Source organism: Catenuloplanes niger (genome assembly GCF_031458255.1).
Classification (GTDB): domain Bacteria; phylum Actinomycetota; class Actinomycetes; order Mycobacteriales; family Micromonosporaceae; genus Catenuloplanes; species Catenuloplanes niger.
In genome coordinates this window covers 7,934,300-7,948,289 of the sequence record NZ_JAVDYC010000001.1, presented here as the reverse complement: position 1 = coordinate 7,948,289, position 13,990 = coordinate 7,934,300, and the positions used below count along the sequence as shown (strand labels likewise).

Annotated in this window: 13 protein-coding genes and 1 riboswitch; of the genes, 6 read left to right on the top strand and 7 right to left on the bottom strand. The window is 73.7% G+C overall.

Features of this window, described 5'->3' with window-relative positions; genetic code table 11:
• The first annotated feature begins 3 nt into the window (after positions 1–3).
• The 4 genes from J2S44_RS34895 (at position 4) to J2S44_RS34880 (ending at position 3,380) form a co-directional block, all read left to right on the top strand.
• A complete protein-coding gene (locus J2S44_RS34895; protein ID WP_310422963.1) occupies positions 4–540 on the top strand; it encodes a carboxymuconolactone decarboxylase family protein in 537 nt (178 codons plus the stop codon).
• A gap of 57 nt (positions 541–597) precedes the next feature.
• Complete coding sequence (locus J2S44_RS34890) at positions 598–1,374, top strand: hypothetical protein (protein ID WP_310422960.1); 777 nt, start codon at positions 598–600, stop codon at positions 1,372–1,374.
• A complete protein-coding gene (locus tag J2S44_RS34885; protein ID WP_310422957.1) occupies positions 1,371–2,471 on the top strand; it encodes an SMI1/KNR4 family protein in 1,101 nt (366 codons plus the stop codon). Before J2S44_RS34890 ends, J2S44_RS34885 begins: the two co-directional genes overlap by 4 nt.
• Before the next feature lie 72 nt (positions 2,472–2,543).
• The gene (locus J2S44_RS34880) at positions 2,544–3,380 is read left to right on the top strand and encodes a hypothetical protein (protein ID WP_310422954.1); all 837 of its coding nucleotides are present in this window, start codon (positions 2,544–2,546) and stop codon (positions 3,378–3,380) included.
• 78 nt (positions 3,381–3,458) lie between these two features.
• Here the strand turns inward: J2S44_RS34880 and J2S44_RS34875 are convergent, their stop codons facing one another.
• From J2S44_RS34875 to J2S44_RS34855, 5 genes are all read right to left on the bottom strand, one after another.
• A complete protein-coding gene (locus J2S44_RS34875; RefSeq protein ID WP_310430074.1) occupies positions 3,459–3,797 on the bottom strand; it encodes a hypothetical protein in 339 nt (112 codons plus the stop codon).
• 26 nt (positions 3,798–3,823) lie between these two features.
• Positions 3,824–4,513, bottom strand: coding sequence for a cobalamin biosynthesis protein (locus tag J2S44_RS34870; RefSeq protein ID WP_310422951.1), 690 nt, complete (start codon positions 4,511–4,513; stop codon positions 3,824–3,826).
• A 224-nt stretch (positions 4,514–4,737) separates the two neighbouring features.
• Positions 4,738–6,117 (bottom strand): cobyrinic acid a,c-diamide synthase CobB, encoded by a 1,380-nt coding sequence (locus J2S44_RS34865; protein ID WP_310422948.1) that lies wholly within the window; start codon positions 6,115–6,117, stop codon positions 4,738–4,740.
• The gene (gene cobO, locus J2S44_RS34860) at positions 6,111–6,713 is read right to left on the bottom strand and encodes a cob(I)yrinic acid a,c-diamide adenosyltransferase (protein ID WP_306830956.1); all 603 of its coding nucleotides are present in this window, start codon (positions 6,711–6,713) and stop codon (positions 6,111–6,113) included. The genes J2S44_RS34865 and cobO overlap by 7 nt, the downstream gene beginning before the upstream one ends.
• A 1-nt stretch (position 6,714) precedes the next feature.
• On the bottom strand, positions 6,715–8,724 hold the full coding sequence (locus J2S44_RS34855; RefSeq protein ID WP_310422945.1) for a VWA domain-containing protein: 2,010 nt from the start codon (positions 8,722–8,724) through the stop codon (positions 6,715–6,717).
• 82 nt (positions 8,725–8,806) lie between these two features.
• Positions 8,807–8,878, bottom strand: a riboswitch (cobalamin riboswitch).
• A gap of 333 nt (positions 8,879–9,211) precedes the next feature.
• On the opposite strand from J2S44_RS34855, the gene cspE reads away from it, so the two are divergent.
• Both cspE and J2S44_RS34845 read left to right on the top strand, forming a co-directional pair.
• Positions 9,212–9,415, top strand: a complete 204-nt coding sequence (gene cspE / locus J2S44_RS34850) for a transcription antiterminator/RNA stability regulator CspE (RefSeq protein WP_033337577.1) — start codon at positions 9,212–9,214, stop codon at positions 9,413–9,415.
• A gap of 157 nt (positions 9,416–9,572) precedes the next feature.
• Entirely contained in the window at positions 9,573–10,649 is a 1,077-nt protein-coding gene (locus J2S44_RS34845) for a hypothetical protein (RefSeq protein WP_310422942.1), read from the top strand.
• On the opposite strand, the gene ppk2 is transcribed toward J2S44_RS34845, so the two are convergent.
• Positions 10,623–11,555 carry a polyphosphate kinase 2 gene (gene ppk2 / locus J2S44_RS34840; protein ID WP_374727937.1) on the bottom strand — a complete coding sequence of 311 codons (933 nt, stop codon included), beginning with the start codon at positions 11,553–11,555 and terminating at the stop codon, positions 10,623–10,625. The genes J2S44_RS34845 and ppk2 overlap by 27 nt on opposite strands.
• A 360-nt stretch (positions 11,556–11,915) precedes the next feature.
• Positions 11,916–13,943 (bottom strand): glycerophosphodiester phosphodiesterase family protein, encoded by a 2,028-nt coding sequence (locus tag J2S44_RS34835; RefSeq protein WP_310422939.1) that lies wholly within the window; start codon positions 13,941–13,943, stop codon positions 11,916–11,918.
• Positions 13,944–13,990: the final 47 nt, after the last annotated feature.

Genomic DNA, 13,990 nt, shown 5'->3' with positions numbered 1-13,990 from the left:
GCCGTGCACTTCCCCGCACACACCACCGCCGCCGCACCCGAGAGCGCCCGGCGCGGCCTGCACGCGATCGAGAAACACTTCGGGTACGTGCCGGACGCGGCCGCCCGGATGGCCACGTCGCCGCAGCTCCTGGAGGGTTTCCAGCGGCTCGACGCACTCTTCGGGTCGACGTCGCTGCCGCCGCTCGCCCGGGAGACCGTGATCATGACGGTCGCGGTCCGCAACGGCTGCCACGTCTGCGTCGCGTTGCACGCACGGCGGCTGCACGCGCTCGGCGCCGACGCGGACCTGGTCGACGCGCTGCGGGCCGGAACCCCGATCCACGATCCACACCTCGCGGCGGTACGGGCGTTCGCGCTGGCCGTGATCGCGCACTCCGGCGACGTACCGGCGGATGATCGTGATGCTTTCGAAGCGGCCGGGTGGGATGCGCGGGTCGCGCTGGAGGTGGTGCTCGGGATCGCCACCTACACGCTGTCGACGTTCGCGAACAGGTTGACCGGCGCCACCGTCGATCCGGAACTGGCCGCCCGTGCGTAAGACGGGGAGACGGTAGGCTTCGCGGCGGTCGCGGGCGAGGACGGGAGCGGACGAGCGGTGAAGAAGCAGCTACGAGCAGTTTCGGTGGTGCTGGTCACGCTCGCCCTCGGCGCCTGCGGCGGCACGGAACCGGTGCCCGAGGACCCGTTCGAGGCGCTCGACAACTCCGTGGTCGCGCTGCTGGACGGCAACTACACGTTCCGGCACGCCACGACGTACCAGGTGGTCGACGGCTCGATGCTGGCCGACGCGCGGTCGATGCGGGTCACCCTGGACTCCCGGGTCGAGGGCCAGCAGTTCACCTCCGACTTCGTGACCGTGTCCGGCGAGCGGTTCGTGCTGCTCGACTTCAGCCGGGTGGAGAACCTGACGTCCGCCCTGCCGGACGTGATGACCGGCGCGAAGTGGGTGCCGCTCACCGACCCGGCCGTGACCGAGCTGGGCGGCATCCCGTTCCCCACGCCGGGCGACGACGTGATCGGCGCGACCGCGGCCGTCCGCGCCGTCACCGACGTGCGCGAGACCGGCGACAACGCGTACGCGGGCACGCTCGACCTCACCCAGGTCGGCCCCGGTGTGCTCCGCGTCGGCCCGACCGCGGAGCTGCTCGCCCAGCTCGGCGACGCGGCCGCCGCCGTACCGTTCACGGCCACGGTGGACGGCGAGGGCCGTCTGCTGACGTTCGTCTACGACGTCCCGGCCGCCGGCTCGGTCCCGGCCAACCACGTCGAGCTCACGCTCAGCGGCTACGGCGCGGCCCAGGCCCCGCCGAAGCCGGACCCGGCGAAGATCGCACCGTACGACGAGGCGATGAAGGCGATCCAGCAGAAATGATCGACCCGCGCGCGCTCGCCGACGCCGGGCTGGCGGTCTTCGAGAACCGGCTGATCCTGGACGCGCGGCCACCGGTCACCGACGACGAGCTGGCCGAGGTGGCGGCACGCTGCGGCGGTCCGGTCCCGGCCGGGCTGGCCGCACTGTGGCGGACGTCGTTCGGCGGCGGCCTCGACTACGACCTGACCGTGCCGCTCGGCGGCGCCGACCGGGCGCTGTCCCTGCGGGAGCTGTTCCATCCGGGCAGCGACGACTATCACGACCTGTGGGGCTGGATCGAGGAGGACGGCCCGCCCGGTTACCTGCCGTTCGGCGGATTCGAATACCTGGACCGGGTGTACGCGCACCTGCCCACCGGCGAGGTCTTCGCCTGGCAGCAGGGCCTGCCACCGGGGTGGGAGCTGGCCGGCGGCGACCGCGCGGGTGCGGTCGCGGCGGACGTACCGGCGCTGTTCGCGCAGCTGGCGCTGGAGCAGGATCCATGGGAGACGGACGATCCGGACCACGGCATCGACCTCCGCGACGTGGTCGACGGGCTGCCGGCGGCGCTGCGCGACCCGCTCCGCGCGCTCGCCCGGTCCGCGGTGCTGGACTGGCGGGCCGCGCTCGACGCGGGGACGATCGCGGGCTCGCCCCGGTTGCGGCGGCTCGCGCTGGACCGGGGCGCGGCGGACGTCACCGTGCTGTCCCGCCTCGCGGCACAGGGCTGCGACCTCGGTGAGCCGGCCCGCGGCGGGATGACCGCGCTGGACGTCGCGCTGGCCCGCTCCGCGTACGACGCCGCGCGCTGGCTGCTGGAGCGGGACGTGCCGGTGACGCACGCGCTGCGGTTCGGTGCCGCCGGCATCGACGCGGACCTCGCCGCGGAGCTGCTGCGGCGCGGCGCCCGGGTGGACGAGCACGCGCTGTCCGCCGTCGTCGACAACCCCGACCCGGACGTCATCGCGCTGCTCACCCGGTCGTCCGGGCCGCCGTCCGAGCATCTCGCGGACCACGTCCGGATGCTCGCGGCACAGGCCGAGATCGCGGCGGACCGCGGCGAGCCGGGCGCGCGGCGCCGGGCCGAGGTGCTGCGCGCGCTGGCCGGCCGGGCATAGCCGGCGCCTCCGTCATACCCGGCCGGTACGCTCCGGGGCGCTTCTACGGGAACCACGCACTGGAGACGACCCTTGTCACGGGGACACATAGCCGCGGGCGCGGCGATTCTGATCATGCTGGCCGGCTGTGGCGGGCCCACCCCGAGCACGGCCGCGCCGGCCACATCCGGCCCGGCGGCGCTGCCGGACCCGAAGGCGGCGCTGCTCGCCTCGGTGGCGGCGCTCGACGAGCTGAACTACGAGTTCTCGCACCACTCGGGCGCGGACGGCGACATCTCCGGCGTCGTGCACGGGCCGAGCGGCACACTGGAGTTGCAGCACCGGGTGAAGAACAGCGAGACCGACATCTACGACGTACGGTACCGGCGGATCGGTGCCGACGAATGGATCCGGATGGACCTCTCGCGCACCGCGGACATGCCGGCCGACCTACCCGACTCGCTGAGCGGCAAGAAATGGCTGCCGCCGCGCGGGCTCAGCACGAACGGGTTCGCCGGCCCGCTGCCGTTCACCGCGCCCGGCAAGGGGCTGACCGGCGTGGAGAGCCTGGTCACCGGCGTGGTCACGGTCGAGCGTAAGGGCACGGCGACGTTCTCCGGCACGCTCGACCTGACCGGGGTCGAGCCGGGCACGCTGACGCTGATCCCGGACGCCGACTTCCGGGCCGCGCTCGGCGACCGGGCACGCTCGCTGCCGTTCCGGGCCACGACCGACCACCGTGGACGGATCCGGCAGTTCTCGTTCGAGGTGCCGCAGGCGGGCGAGTTCGGGCCGGACCAGATGTCGTTCACCTTCGCGCAGTACGGGGCGGCGCGCCCGCCGTCGGCTCCGGCGCCCGGCGAGCTGGGCTCGGCCGCGGAGCTGACCGCGGCACAGGACGCGCTCCGCGCGATCCAGCGGCAGGATTGATCGGTCGCGGCCGGCGGCAGGATTGATCGGTCGCCGCCGGCGGCAGGATTGATCAGTCGCCGCCGGAGGCAGGATTGGTCAGTCGCGGCCGGGCGGGTCGACCACGGACAGCTCCAGCGTCGCCGGCAGCTCCGCGACGCCGGGTCCGCCGGCCCGCACCCAGTCCGCGATGTCGTCCGCGACCGTGTCGTCGAGCACGAGACCGAACCAGACCGGCCGCGCGCCCTTCCGGCGTGCGGCCGGTGCGGGGTGGACGACCATGACGTTGGACTGGTCGCAGAGGTCCAGGCAGAGACTGGTCCGGACGCGGTGCCCGGCGGCGCCCAGCTCGGTCCGCAGGCGGGTCAGCTGCCGGTCATGATCGGTGCGCGGATGCTTTCGGGCACTGCCGCAGCAGCAGTCCCGGCACACGGTCACCAGGCAGCCGGTGAGGAGGCTGTGGCTCACTGTTCTCGTTCCTCTCCCGGCCCGCAGGCTCGGACGGCGACCGCGACGGAGGCGGTGGGCACGGTGCGTTTGGCCACGACCAGATCCGGTACGCCGACGGCACACACCGCCCCGGCCCCGGCGACCCCCGGCGCGCCGGGACCGGCGGCATGCGGCGCGACGGTGCCGGCGGCACCGGGCGTTCCGGCGCCGGGCGCGTGGGGCGCGGCGGTCCCGGCGATACCCGGCGTCCCGTCCTGGGGGGCACGCGGCGCGGACGCACCGGCGACGCTCGGCGTCCCGTCGTAAGCGGCACTCGGCACGGACACACCGGCGACGCTCGACGTCCCGTCCTGGGCGACACCCGGCACGGATGCACCCGCGACATCGGGCAGGTCGGCGCCGGCGGCGCGCAGCGCGGCGGCCTCGGCGACGCTGGGCGTGCCGACCGCGGCCTGGACCCGTGCCGAAACCGCCGGAACCGTCGCGCCGGCCGCGGTGACGGCGGCCAGGTCATCGGCCGGATAGCCGAGCACCGGCCAGCCGTGGGCCGCCGCGACCGTCCGCACGGCGGGATGGCCGGCACGGCGGTCCAGCGTCGCGAGCGCGAGGACCGTGTCCGGTGCGATCGCGTGGTCCGCGAGAACCGCGTCGATCAGCGCGCCGAGATCCTCCGCGGTGGCCCGCGGCCGTGCGCCGACTCCCACGACGAAACGGCGCGGGTGGCCGGGGCACGACGCCGGAACCTCGGTGGACCGATGCTTCGGACGCACAGCGACCACGGCCGCAGCGGGATCGACCGAACCGGTCGCCGGACCGGTCGCCGGACCGCTTCCAGAGCCGGAAGCCGGACCGATCCCTCGGCCCGAGGTCGGACCGAGGGATCGGCCCGAGGCCGGACCGGGACCGGAAGCCGGACCGTCGGTGGTGGTCACGTCGTGGTGGCGGCGGCGACCAGGCGGGAGGCGATCTCCGGCTGGCCGGCCCAGTGCAGGTGCAGGTAGGAGGCGTGCACGTTCTCCGTGACGAAACCCTCGGGCTCGGCGCCGCGCCAGGCCCAGGCCGCGTCCGCCCGGGGGGCGAGCAGCAGCCCGGAGCGCGGGCTGACCATGGTGCGGTGGAACTCGTGGCCGGAGACGCGGGTGCCGGCCGGCGTGATGACGCTGTCCGCGAGCGCGACCGCGTCGCGGTAGCCGAGCGTCAGCGTCGGTGTCATCGCGGCCTCGACGTCGAGCACGTTGCACATCGGCGCGCCGTCGAGCGTGCGGGCCAGCCAGAGCAGGCCGGCGCACTCGGCGACGATCGGCGCGCCGGTGAACGCGAGCCGGGACACCTCGTTGCGCAGCGACGCGTTCGCGGAGAGCTGCGACGCGTACACCTCGGGGAATCCGCCGCCGACGACCAGGCCGCGGGTGCCCTCGGGAAGTTTCTCGTCGTGCAGCGGGTCGACGGTGACCACGTCGGCGCCGGCGGCGGCGAGCAGTTCCGTGGTCTCGGCGTAGCCGAAGCTGAACGCGGCGCCCCCGGCGACCGCGATCACCGGCCGCGCGCCTGCGGGACCGGCCGCGGAGCCGCCCACCGCCGCGGACGGCGACCAGGCGTCCACCGTCAGCGGCCCGGCCGACGACGCCAGCGCGTACACCTCGTCGAGGTCCACCGACGACGCGATCAGCGACGCCAGCGCGTCGACCGCGGCGGACGCCTCCGACCGCCGCTCGACCGCCGGGATCAGCCCGAGGTGCCGGGACGGAGCCGCCACCGCGTCGTGCCGGCGCAGCACGCCCAGCACGGGCGCGCCGACCTCCTCGCACGCGTCGCGCAGCAGCGACTCGTGGCGGTCGGAGCCGACCCGGTTCAGGATCACGCCGCCGATGTGCACGCCGGTGGAGAACGACCGGAAGCCGTGCACCACCGCCGCCACCGACCGGCCCTGCGCGGTCGCGTCGACGACCAGGATCACCGGCGCGCCGAGCAGCCCGGCCACGTGCGCGGTGGAACCGAAGTCGCCTTCGCCGACGCGGCCGTCGTACAGCCCCATGACGCCTTCGACGACGGCCAGGTCCGCGCCGGCCGCGCCGTGTGCGAACAGCGGCGCGACGCGGTCCTCGCCGACCAGCACCGCGTCCAGGTTGCGGCCGGGCCGCCCGGCCGCGAGCGCGTGGTAGCCCGGGTCGATGTAGTCCGGCCCGATCTTGAACGGCGTCACCCGGGTGCCGCGGGCCGCGAACGCGGCCAGCAGCCCGGTCGCGACCGTGGTCTTGCCGTGACCGGACGCGGGCGCGGCCACGACCACCCGCGGGATGCTCACCATTCGATCCCCTGCTGTCCCTTGCGGCCCGCGTCCATCGGATGCTTGACCTTCGTCATCTCGGTGACCAGGTCGGCGGCCTCGAGCAGCGCCGGGTGCGCGTCCCGTCCGGTGATCACCACGTGCTGGCTGCCCGGCCGGTCCCGCAGCGTGGCCACGACGTCGTCGACGTCGACCCAGCCCCACTTGATCGGGTACGTGAACTCGTCCAGCACGTAGAAGCGGTACGCCTCCGCGGCCAGGTCCTTCTTGATCTGCGCCCAGCCCTGCGCGGCCTCCACGGCGTGGTCGCGCTCGGTGCCGGGGCGCTGGATCCAGGACCAGCCCTCCCCCATCTTGTGCCAGGTGACCGGCGCGCCGCCGGGCACCTCGCCGAGCGCGCGCAGCGCGGTCTCCTCGCCGACCTTCCACTTCGGACTCTTCACGAACTGGAACACCACGATCGGCCACCCGGCGGACCAGGCCCGCAGCGCCATGCCGAACGCGGCCGTGGACTTGCCCTTGCCCGGCCCGGTGTGCACGGCCAGGACCGGCTGCCGGCGGCGCTGCCGCGTGGTCAGCCCGTCGTCCGGTACGACCTCCACCTTCCCCTGTGGCATGTCAGACCGTCCGCACCGAGATCGCGGAGGCGGAGAGCTGGTCGAGCGGCATCCAGTCGGCCGCGAGCGCACCGGCGAGCCGGCGGGCCAGGCCGAGCCGGACCGGCCCGGACTCGCAGTCGACGACCACGGCCGAGGTGCCGGCCAGCGCGGGCGTGACGGTCAGCGGGTCGGGTCCGCTGGTCGCGCGGCCGTCCGTGACCACCACGAGCAGCGGGCGGCGGCGCGGGTCCCGACGGCGTTCGGCGGCGATCACGGTGGCGGCGGAGCGCAGGCCGGCCGCGAGCGGCGTACGCCCGCCGGTGCGCAGTTCCGCGAGCCGGGCCACGCCGACCTCGTGGCTGGACGTGGGCGGCAGCACCGTGCTGGCCTCGCCACCCCGGAAGGTGATCATGCCGATCCGGTCCCGCCGCTGGTACGCGTCGCGCAGCAGCGACAGCACCGCGGTCTTCACGGTCCGCATCCGCTGCCGGGCCGCCATCGACCCGGACGCGTCCACCACGAACAGCACCAGGTTCGCCTCCCGGCCCACGTGCACTGCCTCGCGGAGGTCGACGGCCTCGACGGTACGGCTGCCCCGTTCCGCGGCCGCGCGCACCGTGGCCGGGAGGTGCGGAGCGAAACCACGACGGCCGATCGGGGTGCGGGCTCCGATCACCCGGCCCCGGCGGGCGAACGCGGGCGAGCGCCGGCCGGCGTGCGCGCCCTCGCCCCGGCCGGTCACCGTGAACGCCTTCGGCCGGAACGCGGCCCCGACCGGCGCCGGCCGGGCCGCCGTCCGCTCGGTGCCGTCGCCCGGCGGTGGAGCGGCGTCCGGCGAACCGTTCGTCGCCGGCGCGGGCGCCGAGGACGGCGGCGCGCCCGCGCCGTCCGGCCCACCGAGCGGGCCACCGGACGGTCCGCCACCGTCCGGGCCACCGTCCGGGTCGCCGTCGGACGGGTCACCGTCGGACGGATCGCCGTCGTCCGTGGGGCCGGCCGGCGGTTCCGGGTCCGCGCCCGCCTCGTTCAGTGCCTCTTCCAGCTTCTCCTCGTCCGCGCCCGGCGGGTCGAGCGGGTCGCGCCGGCGCCGGTGCGGCAGCGCGAGGCGTGCGGCCGCGCGCACGTCGTCGCCGGTCACCACCGTCCGTCCGTCCCAGGCCGCGAGCGCGATCGCCGCGCGCGCCACCACGATGTCCGCGCGCATGCCGTCCACCGCGTAGGCGATGCAGATCCGCGCGATCCGGTCCAGTTCCGCGTCCGGCAGCGTCACGGACGGCAGCAGGGCGCGGGCCGCGACGATCCGGTCCGCGAGGTCCCGCTCGTCCGCCGTCCACCGCACCGCGAACCCGTCCGGGTCCGCCTCGTACGCGAGCCGTCGCCGCACCACCTCGGCCCGCGCCCCGGCCTCGCGCGGCGCCACCACGGTGACGACCAGGCCGAACCGGTCGACGAGCTGCGGGCGCGGCTCGCCCTCCTCCGGGTTCATGGTGCCGACCAGCAGGAACCGGGCCGCGTGCTTGACCGAGACGCCGTCCCGCTCCACGTGCGCCCGGCCCATCGCGGCCGCGTCCAGCAGCAGGTCCACCAGGTGGTCCGGCAGCAGGTTGACCTCGTCGACGTAGAGCGCGCCGCGGTGGGCCGCCGCGAGCAGGCCCGGTTCGTACGCTTTCGTACCGTCGGCCAGGGCGCGCTGGAGGTCGAGCGTGCCGACCACGCGGTCCTCGGTCGCGCCGACCGGCAGCTCGACCAGCGGCGCCCGGCGGCTGTCCACCGCGCCGGGGGCGAGCGTGTGCGGCCCGTCCGGGCAGGACGGGTCCGGCGCGGCCGGGTCGCAGGCGAAGCGGCACCCGGCGACGACGTCGATCGACGGCAGCAACGCGGCCAGCGCGCGGACCACGGTGGATTTCGCGGTGCCCTTCTCGCCACGGACCAACACGCCGCCGATCGCCGGCGAGACCGCGGTGAGCAGCAGGGCCTGGCGCAGATCGTCGAGGCCGACGACGGCCGAGAACGGGTAGGGGGTGGTCATTCCGCGCTCAGAGGCGGCCGCATGCTCATGTCCCTTCCGCGGGTGTCCACGCCCGCGCTGGTGGTCGGTACGAGCGGCCGGAGTGACCTGACTCCCGTGCGACGCCGCCGCACGGTCACAGTGGCGGGACCGTCCCGGACTCGCACCGGGTTTCCTCCGCATCCGCTCGACGGCCATGCTCGCGTACCCCCGGCGCGCACGTCAACGCGGGGTTACCGGGCCCACGACGTGAACGCCCGGGTTTTCACGCGGATTCATCTGGCGCGGGCCGGTAACCGTGTTAGCATCGCAACGTTGCAGTTTTGGTTCCCAGTGTTATCTCTCTCGAGAGCCTGCTTCTCTTGAGAGTTCGGCAGCGCCTGCGGGATTACGACCGCGGGCGCTTCTTGCGTTGGGGCCGGAATTGCAACGAACGGGCTCGTGAGTTGCGAGCTCATTACCTAGCGACCCCGCAAGACGCGGGGTTCGATTTGGCAAGGAGAAGTACATGGCTGTCGGCACCGTCAAGTGGTTCAACGCGGACAAGGGCTACGGCTTCATCACCCCTGATGACGGCGGCAACGACGTCTTCGCGCACTTCTCGGCGATTCAGTCCAGCGGCTACCGCTCGCTCGACGAGAACCAGCGAGTCGAGTTCGAGATCACGCAGGGACAGCGTGGCCCGCAGGCCGCGAACATCCGTCCGCTCTAAGGACCACATCCACCGCCCGTAGCCATCCGGGCCGGGCGGTGCCCAAGACTCATAAAAAAGCACCGGCAGCCACCGACTGCCGGTGCTTTTTTGTGCCCGCGCGCCGTACCGGGCCATGATGATCGTCACTGCGCCCGATCGTCACCGGAGGTCCGCCGTGGAGGCACCACCGCACGTCCCGGCTCGTATCGGCGGCGTCGTCACGCGCGCCGAGCCGCTGACGCACAACTCCGGCAACGCGGCCACCGGCGGAATCTGGCGCGTGCACGGCCCGGCCGGCACCGCGATCCGCAAGATAGCCAGGCCCCCGTCGGCCACGCCGACCGGCAGCCCGAGCTGGCAGACCAGCGACGCGCCGGAGCACTGGAACTACTGGCGCCGCGAGGTTCTGGCCTACACCACCGGCTTCGCGGCCGAGGTCTACGCGGGCACCGGCATCGTCCCGCCGGACCTGATCGACGTGGTCGAGCGGCCGGACGGCGCGGTCGAGCTCTGGTTGGCCGAGGCCACCGGCGCGCACGGCACGGCCTGGCCGCCCGGGCGGTTCCGGGACTTCGCGCGCCGGCTCGGCACCGGTCAGGCGCGCTGGGCCGGCCGGGTACCCGAACTGCCCTGGTTGTCCCGGCGCTGGCTGCGGAACTATCTGGCGCACGGACCCGCCACCATCGTCTGGATGCGCACCGACGAGGACTACGCGCACCCGATCACCGCGGCCTGGCCCACCCGCGAGCTGCGCGCGCTGCACGAGGGGCGGGAGCGGGTGCTGCGGGTCGCCGAGACGATGCCGCGCACGCTCGCCCACCTGGACGTCTGGCCGACGAACCTGATCGCGGACGGCGACCGTACCGTGCTGATCGACTGGGCGTTCACCGGTGCCGGCGCGCTCGGTGAGGACATCGCCAACCTCGTCATCGACAGCGTGACGGACGGTCTGATCGACGCCGCGCTGCTGCCCGAGATCGAGGAGGCGGCCACCGCCGGCTACCTGGAGGGGCTGCGCGACGGTGGCTGGCGCGGCGATCCGGACCTGGTCCGGCGGGCGATCGCGGCGTGCGGGGCCGCGAAGTACAGCTGGTTCGGGCCGGCCGTGCTCGGCCGGATGATCCGCGGCTCGAAGGCCCGTGGCTCCTACGGCCGGCCGCTCGACGACGACGCCGCGGAGCTGGAACGGCTGCGCGGCCTGGTGGAGCTGATCGTCAGGTGGGCGTCACAGGCGGGGGAAGACCCGCGGTGAGGCCTGCACGCCCTCGACCGCGAGCGAGGCCGGGCCGACGACCAGCGGGTCGGGCGTGCCGACGAGCTTCACGTCCTTGCCCTCGTAGTCGAAGCGGCTCAGCACGTGCCGCATCGCCTCGACCCGGGCCCGCTTCTTGTCGTTGCTCTTGACGACCGTCCACGGGGCGTCGGCCGTGTCCGTGTAGAAGAACATCGCCTCCTTCGCCTCGGTGTAGTCGTCCCACTTGTCCAGGGACTCGAGGTCCATCGGGGAGAGCTTCCACTGCCGGACCGGGTCGACCTGGCGGATCGCGAAGCGGGTGCGCTGCTCGCCGGACGTGACCGAGAACCAGAACTTGACCAGCTTGATGCCGGACCGGACCAGCATCCGCTCCAGCTCCGGCGCCTGCCGCATGAACTCGAGGTACTCGGTGCGGGTGCAGAAGCCCATCACCCGCTCGACGCCGGCCCGGTTGTACCAGGACCGGTCGAACAGCACGATCTCCCCCGCGGCCGGGAGGTGCTGGATGTACCGCTGGAAGTACCACTGGGTGGACTCGCGCTCGCTCGGCTTCTCCAGCGCCACGACCCGGGCGCCGCGCGGGTTCAGGTGCTCCATGAACCGCTTGATCGTGCCGCCCTTACCGGCCGCGTCCCGCCCCTCGAACAGGATGACCAGCCGCTCACCGCTGGCCTTGCAGTGGTTCTGCAACTTCAGCAGCTCGATCTGCAGCAGCCGCTTGTCCCGGTCGTAGTCCGGCCGGGGCAGGCGCTCCCCGTACGGGTAGTCCTCGCGCCACGTGTCGACCGGCGACCCGTCCGGCTTGATCAGGACCGGGTCGTCATCGTCGTCGTCGCGCACGTCGTACTCCCCGAGCTGGTCCAGAACGGGTTGAAGATCATCGCCGTGCGTCATGTCCACCATGACAGGGTGATACCCCGTCGTCACGCCGGCAAAGATGCCTATGCCCGGTGAACATCGCATGAACTGCGAACCCGCGCCGGGCCGAGGACAACCGCGCCGGACGGCGTTCGTACGCCACGACCACACATTCCGGATGTGCCCCGTGAGTGCCCATCACCGTCCGCATGCTCCCGCGGGCAACGGTCGGCCGTCGGCCGGCCTCCCTGACAGATCCGTGGCCGCACGACCGGGCCCGCGACCCGCCCCCGGAAACCGGCGCGCGGACGGGCGTCCCACGGACCCCGTTCGCCGGGGACGCCGCCACGCGATGAGGGCCGGACCGGGGCCGCCGCCGGGCGGACGGCAGCCCCGGAGGCGGGGTCAGCGGAGGCCGTTGCGGATGGCGATGTCGATGACCAGGGCGGGGGTGTCGGTGATGATGCCGTCGACGCCGAGATCGATGGCGCGCTGGATGACCGCCGGGTCGTCCAGCGTGTACGGGACGACCTTCAGCCGGTCACGCCGCTGCAGGACCGGGATCGCGGGGCCGTGGAAGTACGACGGGTCGGTGCGCACGTACCAGTCCGGGTGCGGTGCCGCCGGCTGGGACGGGTCGTGGACCTGCCAGTTGGCGGAGACCGTGCCGGCACCGGCGGCGCGCACGAGCGTGCCGAGATCGCGGAAGCGCCACCAGTCGAGGGTGCCGGTCCACGCGCTGCGGACCGACGGGTCGCCGTAAACGGCCTGCAGCGAGCACTCGTCGGCCGGTGACGCGCACTCGGCCGGGCCGTACTGCCAGACCAGCGCGACCGTCTCGAGGCGCGGGTCGAGGCGGCGGGCGAGCTGGATGGTCCGCCAGTCGAAGGACTGGACGGTGACCCGGGACGTGAGGCGGGCCCGCTGGATCGCGGTGACCAGCCGGCGGGTGAAGACGTCGTACCGCTCGGTGTCGTTCACCGTCGGGCTGATCTTCGTCTCGATGTTGAGCCGCACATCGGACCGGCCGGAGGAGCGCACCAGGTCGAACACCTCGGCCAGCGTGGGGACGCGCGCGCCCGGCACCGGGGTCTGGGTGGGCAGGTTCGTCCGCGTACCGCAGTCGAGCGTCTTGATCTGCGCGAGCGTCAGCGAGTGGACCAGGTCGCCGACGTAGGGGTAGGCGGGGTCGCCCGGGACCGCGGGTACGGTGTCGACGCAGTGGGAGCCGTTGATCGCGCGGTCGTGCAGCACCACCAGGTGGCCGTCGCGGGTGACGCCGGTGTCCAGCTCCAGTGTGGACACGCCCGGGTTCGCCAGCGAGGCGGCGAAGGCCGGCAGCGTGTTCTCCGGCAGGGTGGCCCGGCCGCCGCGGTGCGCCTGGACGTCGAACGGCGAGCGGTACGCGCGGGGCAGCCGGTAGCCGCGCGACGCGAGCAACGTGCGCAGCCGGTCCGGGTAGTCGGTGATCAGGCCGTCCACGCCGTCGTCGAGCAGCTTGGCCATGGTGGGCACGTCGTTGACGGTCCACGGGATCACCCTGATGCCGTTCCGGTGGGCGTGCGCGACCATCGCGGAGGTGACGTACGGCCGGTATCCGGGGTCGGTCACCGTGCCGTTCTGCGGGAAGCCGTGCACCGGCGAGAACGCGGACGCGCCGAACGTCTTGATCGCCCGGACCGGGTCGCCGCCGAAGTCGTCGATGTCCAGGCCGCCCAGCCACGGGGACGCGCCGGGCTGCCCGGTCTGGAGGAAGTCGTAGTTGGTCAGCGCCACCCGCGGCAGTCGCGGCTCGACCTCACGGAACCGCTTGAGCGCGCCCCAGTCGAAGCTCTGGATCGTGACCTGGCGCAGCATGCCGGCCCTGCGGATCTCGGCCAGCGTCACCTGCACGAACTGCTCGCGCGGCGCGGTCTCGGCCGGCGCGCCCGCCTCGACCTTGGTCTCGATGTTGAGCTGCACCTCGTCCGCGCGGTAGCGCTTGACCAGCGCGAAGACCTCGCTCAGCAGCGGCATCCGGGCACCCGGCACGGCCCGCTGACCCGGCCTGTCCGCAAGGATCGTGGAGCCGCAGTCGAGGGTACGGACCTGGGCCAGCGTCAGCGTGTTGACGTATTTCCCGACGTACGGGAACTCCGGGTCACCGGCGACCGCGGGCGCGGTGTCCGTGCATTTCGTGCCGGCCACCCGGCGGTCGTGCGTGACCACGGCCTGCCGGTCCTCGGTGATCTGCACATCGAGCTCCAGTGTGGACACACCCAGCTGGAGCGCGTTGCCGAACGACGCGAGCGTGCTCTCCACGCGCAGGCCGAGCCCGCCGCGGTGCGCCTGCAGGTCGAAGGTCCGCCGGGCGGACGCCGCCGCGGGGGCCACCAGCGTTCCCACGATCAGCGCCGATGCCAGCGCGGCGGTCAACAGTCGTCGATTCCACATGAGCCCACATGATGTCCGCCGCGGGCTGACCGCAGGCGACATCGACG

Excerpts from the sequence above, each read along its gene's own strand:
- J2S44_RS34885 (WP_310422957.1), top strand. The coding sequence starts at position 1,371 with ATGATCGACCCGCGCGCGCTCGCCGACGCCGGGCTGGCGGTCTTCGAG.
- J2S44_RS34865 (WP_310422948.1), bottom strand. The coding sequence starts at position 6,117 with ATGGTGAGCATCCCGCGGGTGGTCGTGGCCGCGCCCGCGTCCGGTCAC.
- cobO (WP_306830956.1), bottom strand. The coding sequence starts at position 6,713 with ATGCCACAGGGGAAGGTGGAGGTCGTACCGGACGACGGGCTGACCACG.
- J2S44_RS34855 (WP_310422945.1), bottom strand. The coding sequence starts at position 8,724 with ATGACCACCCCCTACCCGTTCTCGGCCGTCGTCGGCCTCGACGATCTG.
- cspE (WP_033337577.1), top strand. The coding sequence starts at position 9,212 with ATGGCTGTCGGCACCGTCAAGTGGTTCAACGCGGACAAGGGCTACGGC.
- ppk2 (WP_374727937.1), bottom strand. The coding sequence starts at position 11,555 with ATGGTGGACATGACGCACGGCGATGATCTTCAACCCGTTCTGGACCAG.
- J2S44_RS34835 (WP_310422939.1), bottom strand. The coding sequence starts at position 13,943 with ATGTGGAATCGACGACTGTTGACCGCCGCGCTGGCATCGGCGCTGATC.